Genomic DNA, 7,984 nt, shown 5'->3' with positions numbered 1-7,984 from the left:
CCATCGCCACCGTATTCGCGGGTAAACCCGCAGGTCTTGATCAGAGCAACGACAATGGGTAGTTGAAGATCAACCGGTTCTCATCGAACTCGTTATTGCTGTAATCCCGGCGAATCGACGCGTTACGCCATTTCACGCTCAAATCCTTGAACGCCCCGCTCTGAACCACATACGCAAGCTCCGTTTCACGCACCCACTCCTTGCCATCGCTCACGCCCCCGCTGTGCACATCGCGCCCGCTGATGTAGCGGTTCATCAGGGTCAATCCCGGTACCCCGACGGTGACGAAGTTGAAGTCATGGCGCACCTGCCACGAACGCTCGTTGGCATTGTCGAAGCTGGAGTTGTAGCTGTCGTTGGCCAAGGTCCCGCCACTGGTGCCGTTCACCCGCATCCAGGTATCACCATCGACTTTCTGCAGCCCTACCCAGAAGGTGCTGCCGCCGTACTTGGCCGAGAACATCCCCGAGTAGGTCTTGTTGTCCAGCTGCCCGGCGCGTTCGGAGCCGTCCTCGTCGCCATGGAAGTAGCCCAGGTTCGCACCCAGGGTCCAGTCACCCACCGGCTGGCTGTGGCTCAGTTGCAGGTATTGCTGCTGGTACACGTCCTTCAGCACCGCATTCCACAGCCCCACCAGCGTGCGGTCCTGGTTGAACTTGTACTCGCCGCCGACGAAGTTGAAACGGTCCGACACGCCGCCGCCGTAGCTCATGTCTTCCATGCTCGCGTCGTTACGCGGGCTGTTGCCGCGGAACTGGCCGCCGTACAGGGTCAGCCCGGCGATTTCGTTGGAGGTCACCTGCCCGCCACGAAATGTTTGCGGCAACGAACGCCCGTCGTCCGAACGCAGAATCGGCAGCACCGGCATCCATTCACCGATCTTCAGTTCGGTCTTGGAAATACGTGCCTTGCCCGCCACCGCCAGGCGCCCGTAGTCGTCTGCCGGCTTGCCATCGTCATGGCGTGGCAGCAACGCCGTGCCATAGGTACCGCCACCGCCGTCGAGTTTGACCGACCACAGCCCCAGCACATCCACGCCAAAGCCGATTGGCCCTTCGGTGAACCCCGAGCGGGCATCGAGAATGAAGCTTTGCGTCCACTCCTCGGCCTTGCTTTGCGGGTTGCTGGGGTTGGTGAAGTTGCGGTTGATGTAGAAGTTGCGCAGCCCGAGGGTGGCCTTGCTGTCCTCGACAAATCCCGCTGCCAGGCTGGTGCCCGGCAGGCCGGCGATAACCCCGGCGCCAAGCAGGGCGAAGGGTAGGGTGTGGCAGATTTTCATTATTGTTGTGCTCCCTAAGGGTGTGGCAGCCCGTCCACCGGGCACGCGCAAGCGGCCTGCGGCAGGGGCGGGTAGATAACGGGCCGGTCAGGGCCAGGGGTGAATGCGCTGTAACCGGGCGCTACGTACTGGCAGGCGTACGCGAGCTGTCCGGGGGAAGAGGGGTGTGCAACAGGTGCGGGTGCAGCGGGATGGGTGTCGACATGGGTTCGTCCACGAATTGTTGTTTTTGTTATGTGTTGTCGTACAACTGTGGGCGATTATTAGCAAGGGGGAGGTGGGCTGTCAACGGCTGATCGCAGAGCAAATAGGGTACTAGACGCCAAAAACTGAGCGGCAGAGGCTCTACCCTGAACGCGCTGCAGACATACTACAACTGCCTTGCACCATGCCACGCACGTACACGATCTACTGGTAGGAGCGGGCTTGCCCGCGAACACGGGTAAAGCCCGTGCCATCCACCCCATTGGTTGCCTCGCACCGCAAACCGGGGACAGGGTTACAAATCAAATCGTAACAGCGGTGGCCCCATCCCCGAGCCTGCGCTATCTTTAGATCTGGCCTCGCCCTTGACCACTTAGACTGGCATGTCCAGTCCCGGCATCCTTGCTGGTGCCGTACCCCTCCTGTCGGCAGGGGCGAGGCCTCTTCATTTGAAGGGAATGGCGCTGTGGTCACTTCCGGCAGACAAACTGCCATTGCAGAGTCCCACGATCAGTGCAGTGTAATGACAATCGTCTTTACATGAGGGCTATGTCATGGCTTCTATCAATATCCGCGTCGACGATGATCTCAAAGCCCGCGCCTACAAAGAGCTCGATCGCCTCGGTGTCACCCCCTCCGAACTCATGCGTCAGGCTCTGCAATATGTAGCTGAGCGGGGCAAGCTACCCTTCCGGCCGGTCCTGATGACCGAGGAAGATGAAGATCTCATTGCTACCGTACAAGAGCGGCTTGCTTCTCCGCAGCGCGTGAGGGTTCAGCTGGATGACCTATAGCCTCGACTTCGATTCCCGCGCATTCGCTGCCAGATTGCTACAAGATAAAGCTACGCAGCAGTGGGTACAGGCTGGTCTATCAGGTCATTGACCAAGAGATCATGGTTTTTGTCGTCGCTGTCGATCGCCGTGAGCGGAACCAAGCTTACAAAAAGGCTGCTGAGCGACTTGAGTAGGCCTATAGGGTTTGGCAGCCCCAGGCCGAAATCTCAAGGTAAAACACCGCCTCAAAGCTAGAGCTGTGCTTCGGTGGGAGCGGGCTTGCCCGCGAAGAATCCGACTCGGTGTATGGCACCGGCTTCGCCGGTGTTCGCGGCGGTTCAACGCCTCGATGAACCCGCACAGGTCCCCCATCAGCCCAGAGGGCTCATTGCCAAGTCAGGCAGACCAGCTTGCCAGGTAACCCCGGCAAACTGCGATCTCTGTAGGAGCGGGTTCACCCGCGAAGAGGCCAGCACAGGCAATAAATGGCCCCCTGTTCACATGGGCCTTCGCAGGGGCGGTCTTTTATAGGATTAAGAAATCAATCTTCGTAACTGACGTCAGGACTCTTGGGGAAAATCATAAAAAAAGGCTGCCAATCGGCAGCCTTCTCGATGCTCAGCCCGGACGATCAGTCCCAGCTCAACGCACCACCCGTCTGATACTCAATCACACGCGTCTCAAAGAAGTTCTTCTCCTTCTTCAAGTCCATGATCTCGCTCATCCATGGGAACGGGTTGGTAGTCCCTGGATACTCTTCTTTCAAACCAATCTGGGTCAAACGACGGTTGGCGATGAACTTGAGGTAGTCCTCCATCATCGCCGCGTTCATGCCCAGCACGCCGCGTGGCATGGTGTCGCGGGCGTATTCGATCTCCAGCTGGGTCCCTTGCAGGATCATCTGGGTCGCTTCTTCCTTCATCGCCGCATCCCACAGGTGCGGGTTTTCGATCTTGATCTGGTTGATCACGTCGATACCGAAGTTCAGGTGCATCGACTCGTCACGCAGGATGTACTGGAACTGCTCGGCAACGCCAGTCATCTTGTTGCGGCGGCCCATGGACAGGATCTGGGTGAAGCCGCAGTAGAAGAAGATGCCTTCCAGGACGCAGTAGTAGGCGATCAGGTTGCGCAGCAGCTCTTTGTCGGTTTCGACGGTGCCGGTGTTGAATTCCGGGTCGGAGATGGCGCGGGTGTACTTCAGGCCCCAGGCGGCTTTTTTAGCGACCGACGGGATCTCGTGGTACATGTTGAAGATCTCGCCTTCATCCATGCCCAGCGACTCGATGCAGTACTGGTAGGCGTGGGTGTGGATCGCCTCTTCGAAGGCCTGGCGCAGGATGTACTGGCGGCACTCCGGGTTGGTGATCAGGCGGTACACGGCCAGGGCCAGGTTGTTGGCAACCAGCGAGTCGGCGGTGGAGAAGAAGCCGAGGTTGCGCATGACGATGCGGCGCTCGTCTTCGGTCAGGCCGTCCTGGCTCTTCCACAGGGCGATGTCGGCGGTCATGTTGACCTCTTGCGGCATCCAGTGGTTGGCGCAGCCGTCCAGGTACTTCTGCCAGGCCCAGTCGTACTTGAACGGCACCAGCTGGTTGAGGTCGGCGCGGCAGTTGATCATGCGCTTTTCATCCACTGCAACGCGGGCCGAGGAGCCTTCCAGCTCGGCCAGGCCTTCGGCAACGTCGAGGGCGTCGAGGGCAGCCTTGGCACGTTTGACGGCTTCGGAGTCAGAAGCGGTGGCCGCACGGGCCTCCAGGGCGGCGGCACCACCGGCGCTGTCGAGCTTGTCGAGGGTGGCGGTGGCAGCGGCCTGCGCAGGGGTGTTGCCTTTGGCGGCTACTTCGCCGTCTTCTTTGTCGAATTCGTCCCAGCTCAGCATGGTTTGGCTCCTGCTTGAGGGTCGCCCAGAGGCAACCGGTTGGATTTTAAGAATGTGATGCCTGACGCAAGGCCGTAATGGCGAATGGGCAGCTCGAGAGGCTGACTCTCGTTTACATCTGAATGTGTTCTGGCTTGTACCTGGCCAGGCCTCTGGGAGGGGCCAGGACAATTGAATAGGTGCTCTTTTCAGAGGGCGCAAAGTATACCGGAAATCACCTTCGATCGGGGGGCGCGTGTTGCCGGCGAGGGTAACTTTTTCGACCGGTTTGGCATGCGTCGGTTCACGAAACAGGTGGCTTCTTCTACGGGGGGAGAGTGTAGCGCCAACCTATATGTTGTGCCAGTTTAAATTTTAAGGCACATCATATGGTGTTTTGATGAGGGCTGCGTTGTCGGAACCGGCCTCACCGCGGGCTTGCCGGCGATGAGGCCAGCTACCACTAGCTGCGGTGGGTGTGCAGCGTTTCGACAATGTGTGTCTTGGGGTGCTTGCGTGCCTGTTCGACCGAGGTGAAACGGCCGGTTTCGGCGTTGCGGCCAATCTTGCGAGTTGCCACTTTCTTCCGCGCCATGGGTGTGCGTCCTGTTTTGAGAGGTCCTGTTCTTTTACCGAGCTGCGTGAACAGTGGGCAAAGGGCAAGGTTTCTCCGAGGCGCGGATACAAAAATGCCGCGCGGGGCACCCGTAGGCACCCCGCACGGCATTCAGGCCTTACTGGCAGGCTTCGCAGTCAGGCTCGTCGATCGCGCAGGCCTTTGGCACTGGCGCAGGGCCGGCTGCCTGGACCGGGGCGCTGTCGCCACCGCTGGAAACGGCGTTGAGCTTGCCGGTGTTGATGGTCGACTTCTCGGTGCTGGTCGCGGCCAGGGCACGGAGGTAGTAGGTGGTTTTCAGGCCACGGTACCAGGCCATGCGGTAGGTCACGTCCAGCTTCTTGCCCGATGCACCGGCGATGTACAGGTTCAGCGACTGCGCCTGGTCGATCCACTTCTGGCGACGGGAAGCCGCATCGACAATCCACTTGGTCTCGACTTCGAACGCAGTGGCGTACAGGTCTTTCAGCTCTTGCGGGATACGCTCGATCTGCTGTACCGAACCGTCGTAGTACTTCAGGTCGTTGATCATGACCGAGTCCCACAGGTCGCGAGCCTTGAGGTCGCGAACCAGGTACGGGTTGATCACGGTGAATTCGCCCGACAGGTTCGACTTCACGTACAGGTTCTGGTAGGTAGGCTCGATCGACTGCGACACGCCGGTGATGTTGGCGATGGTCGCGGTTGGTGCGATGGCCATGATGTTCGAGTTACGAATACCTTTCTGTACGCGGGCACGTACCGGCGCCCAGTCCAGGGTTTCTTCCAGGTTGACGTCGATGTACTTCTGGCCACGGGCCTCGATCAGGATCTGTTGCGAATCCAGCGGCAGAATGCCCTTGGACCACAGCGAACCCTGGAAGGTCTCGTAGGCGCCGCGTTCATCGGCCAGGTCGCAGGAAGCCTGGATGGCGTAGTAGCTGACCGCTTCCATCGACTTGTCGGCAAACTCGACGGCAGCATCGGAGCCGTAAGGAATGTGCTGCAGGTACAGCGCATCCTGGAAGCCCATGATGCCCAGGCCGACCGGACGGTGCTTGAAGTTCGAGTTACGCGCTTGCGGCACCGAGTAGTAGTTGATGTCGATCACGTTGTCGAGCATGCGCACGGCGGTGTTCACGGTGCGTTGCAGCTTGGCGGTGTCCAGCTTGCCGTCGACGATGTGGTTCGGCAGGTTGATCGAGCCCAGGTTGCAGACCGCGATCTCGTCCTTGTTGGTGTTCAGGGTGATTTCGGTGCACAGGTTCGAGCTGTGGACCACGCCCACGTGCTGCTGCGGCGAACGCAGGTTGCACGGGTCTTTGAAGGTCAGCCATGGGTGGCCGGTCTCGAACAGCATCGACAGCATCTTGCGCCACAGGTCTTTGGCCTGGACGGTCTTGAACACCTTGATCTTGTTGTACTCGGTCAGGGCTTCGTAGTACTCGTAGCGCTCTTCGAAGGCCTTGCCGGTCAGGTCGTGCAGGTCTGGCACTTCCGAAGGCGAGAACAGGGTCCACTTGCCGTCATCGAAGACACGCTTCATGAACAGGTCAGGAATCCAGTTGGCGGTGTTCATGTCGTGGGTACGACGGCGGTCATCACCGGTGTTCTTGCGCAGCTCGATGAACTCTTCGATGTCCAGGTGCCAGGTTTCCAGGTACGCACACACGGCGCCTTTGCGCTTGCCGCCCTGGTTGACCGCAACGGCGGTGTCGTTGACCACTTTCAGGAACGGTACGACGCCCTGGGATTTGCCGTTGGTGCCCTTGATGTACGAGCCCAGTGCGCGCACAGGGGTCCAGTCGTTGCCCAGGCCACCGGCGAATTTCGACAGCATGGCGTTGTCGTGGATCGCGTGGTAGATGCCCGACAGGTCGTCCGGCACGGTGGTCAGGTAGCAGCTGGACAGCTGCGGGCGCAGGGTGCCGGCGTTGAACAGGGTCGGGGTCGAGGCCATGTAGTCGAACGACGACAACAGGTTGTAGAACTCGATCGCACGGGCTTCCTTGTCTTTTTCTTCCAGCGCCAGGCCCATGGCCACGCGCATGAAGAACACCTGCGGCAGCTCGAAGCGCACGCCATCCTTGTGGATGAAGTAGCGGTCGTACAGGGTCTGCAGGCCCAGGTAGGTGAACTGCTGGTCGCGCTCGTGGTTGATCGCCTTGCCCAGCTTTTCCAGGTCGAAGTCGGCCATGGCCGGGTTCAGCAGCTCGAACTCGATGCCTTTGGCGACATAGGCCGGCAGGGCCTTGGCGTACAGGTCAGCCATCTCGTGGTGGGTGGCGCTGTCGGCTACATTCAGGAAGCCCAGGCCTTCGGCGCGCAGGGTATCCATCAGCAGGCGGGCGGTAACGAACGAGTAGTTCGGCTCGCGCTCCACCAGGGTACGGGCGGTCATCACCAGGGCGGTGTTGACGTCCTTGATGGCCACGCCGTCGTACAGGTTCTTCAGGGTTTCGCGCTGGATCAGGTCGCCATCGACTTCGGCCAGGCCTTCGCAGGCTTCGCTGATGATGGTGTTCAGGCGGGCCATGTCGAGCGGCGCCAGGCTGCCGTCAGCCAGGGTGATGCGGATGCTCGGGTGCGGTTCGACCACGGCGTCGGTGTTGGCGCGGGTGGCACGCTCCTTGGCGCGCTGGTCACGGTAGATCACGTAGTCGCGGGCGACTTTCTGCTCGCCGGCGCGCATCAGGGCCAGTTCGACCTGGTCCTGGATTTCTTCGATGTGGATGGTGCCACCCGATGGCATGCGACGCTTGAACGTGGCGGTAACCTGCTCGGTCAGGCGCGCGACGGTGTCGTGGATGCGCGACGAAGCGGCGGCGGTACCGCCTTCAACTGCGAGGAACGCCTTGGTGATGGCCACGGTGATCTTGTCGTCGGTGTAAGGGACGACAGTGCCGTTGCGCTTGATCACGCGCAGTTGGCCAGGGGCGGTGGCAGCCAGATCCTGGTTGGAATCGGCGGCCTGCGGCACCTTGGCCTGCGGGTTCTCGCGAGTTGTGTCGGTTTGCATGGGTGGGTGTCTCCACAATTTCTATATTGTTCAGGCGCCTTATGGGCGCCCACCGTTCCGTCCACTTGCTCGATGGCCCAGCGGGGATGCGCAAAGCATGCGCATCCGCCCGCACGGGCGTACCGACTTCGGGACAGACTCAGGAATAAGGGGCAATGGCTTGCCGCTCCCTGGCCGAAGTCAAAGGTTCTGGGCAGGGCCCAAAATCTGTTGCTGATGGATGCCAGGCCTGGCCTGCAACACCCATGCC

At 60.4% G+C, this 7,984-nt stretch carries 5 protein-coding genes and 1 pseudogene; 2 read left to right on the top strand and 4 right to left on the bottom strand.

Annotated elements, in window-relative coordinates:
• Positions 1-40: 40 nt before the first annotated feature.
• On the bottom strand, positions 41-1,279 hold the full coding sequence (locus ACF8EF_RS16350) for an OprD family porin (RefSeq protein WP_176685119.1): 1,239 nt from the start codon (positions 1,277-1,279) through the stop codon (positions 41-43).
• 758 nt (positions 1,280-2,037) lie between these two features.
• Here ACF8EF_RS16350 and ACF8EF_RS16345 point away from each other — a divergent pair.
• Complete coding sequence (locus ACF8EF_RS16345; RefSeq protein WP_004577199.1) at positions 2,038-2,277, top strand: type II toxin-antitoxin system RelB/DinJ family antitoxin; 240 nt, start codon at positions 2,038-2,040, stop codon at positions 2,275-2,277.
• 20 nt (positions 2,278-2,297) lie between these two features.
• Positions 2,298-2,453 (top strand): annotated as a pseudogene (locus ACF8EF_RS16340) (type II toxin-antitoxin system RelE/ParE family toxin); the annotation flags it as partial.
• A gap of 437 nt (positions 2,454-2,890) precedes the next feature.
• Here the strand turns inward: ACF8EF_RS16340 and ACF8EF_RS16335 are convergent.
• The 3 genes from ACF8EF_RS16335 to ACF8EF_RS16325 all read right to left on the bottom strand — a co-directional run bounded on the left by ACF8EF_RS16335 (position 2,891) and on the right by ACF8EF_RS16325 (position 7,734).
• On the bottom strand, positions 2,891-4,141 hold the full coding sequence (locus tag ACF8EF_RS16335) for a ribonucleotide-diphosphate reductase subunit beta (protein ID WP_060498595.1): 1,251 nt from the start codon (positions 4,139-4,141) through the stop codon (positions 2,891-2,893).
• A gap of 442 nt (positions 4,142-4,583) precedes the next feature.
• On the bottom strand, positions 4,584-4,715 hold the full coding sequence (locus tag ACF8EF_RS16330) for a hypothetical protein (RefSeq protein ID WP_256122383.1): 132 nt from the start codon (positions 4,713-4,715) through the stop codon (positions 4,584-4,586).
• Between the two features lie 139 nt (positions 4,716-4,854).
• Entirely contained in the window at positions 4,855-7,734 is a 2,880-nt protein-coding gene (locus ACF8EF_RS16325) for a ribonucleoside-diphosphate reductase subunit alpha (protein WP_176685118.1), read from the bottom strand.
• Positions 7,735-7,984: the final 250 nt, after the last annotated feature.

This window comes from Pseudomonas sp. zjy_15, assembly GCF_043101865.1.
Taxonomy (GTDB): Bacteria; Pseudomonadota; Gammaproteobacteria; order Pseudomonadales; family Pseudomonadaceae; genus Aquipseudomonas; species Aquipseudomonas putida_Y.
Note: the sequence above shows the minus strand (reverse complement) of the source record. Positions and strands in the feature narration are given on the sequence as shown.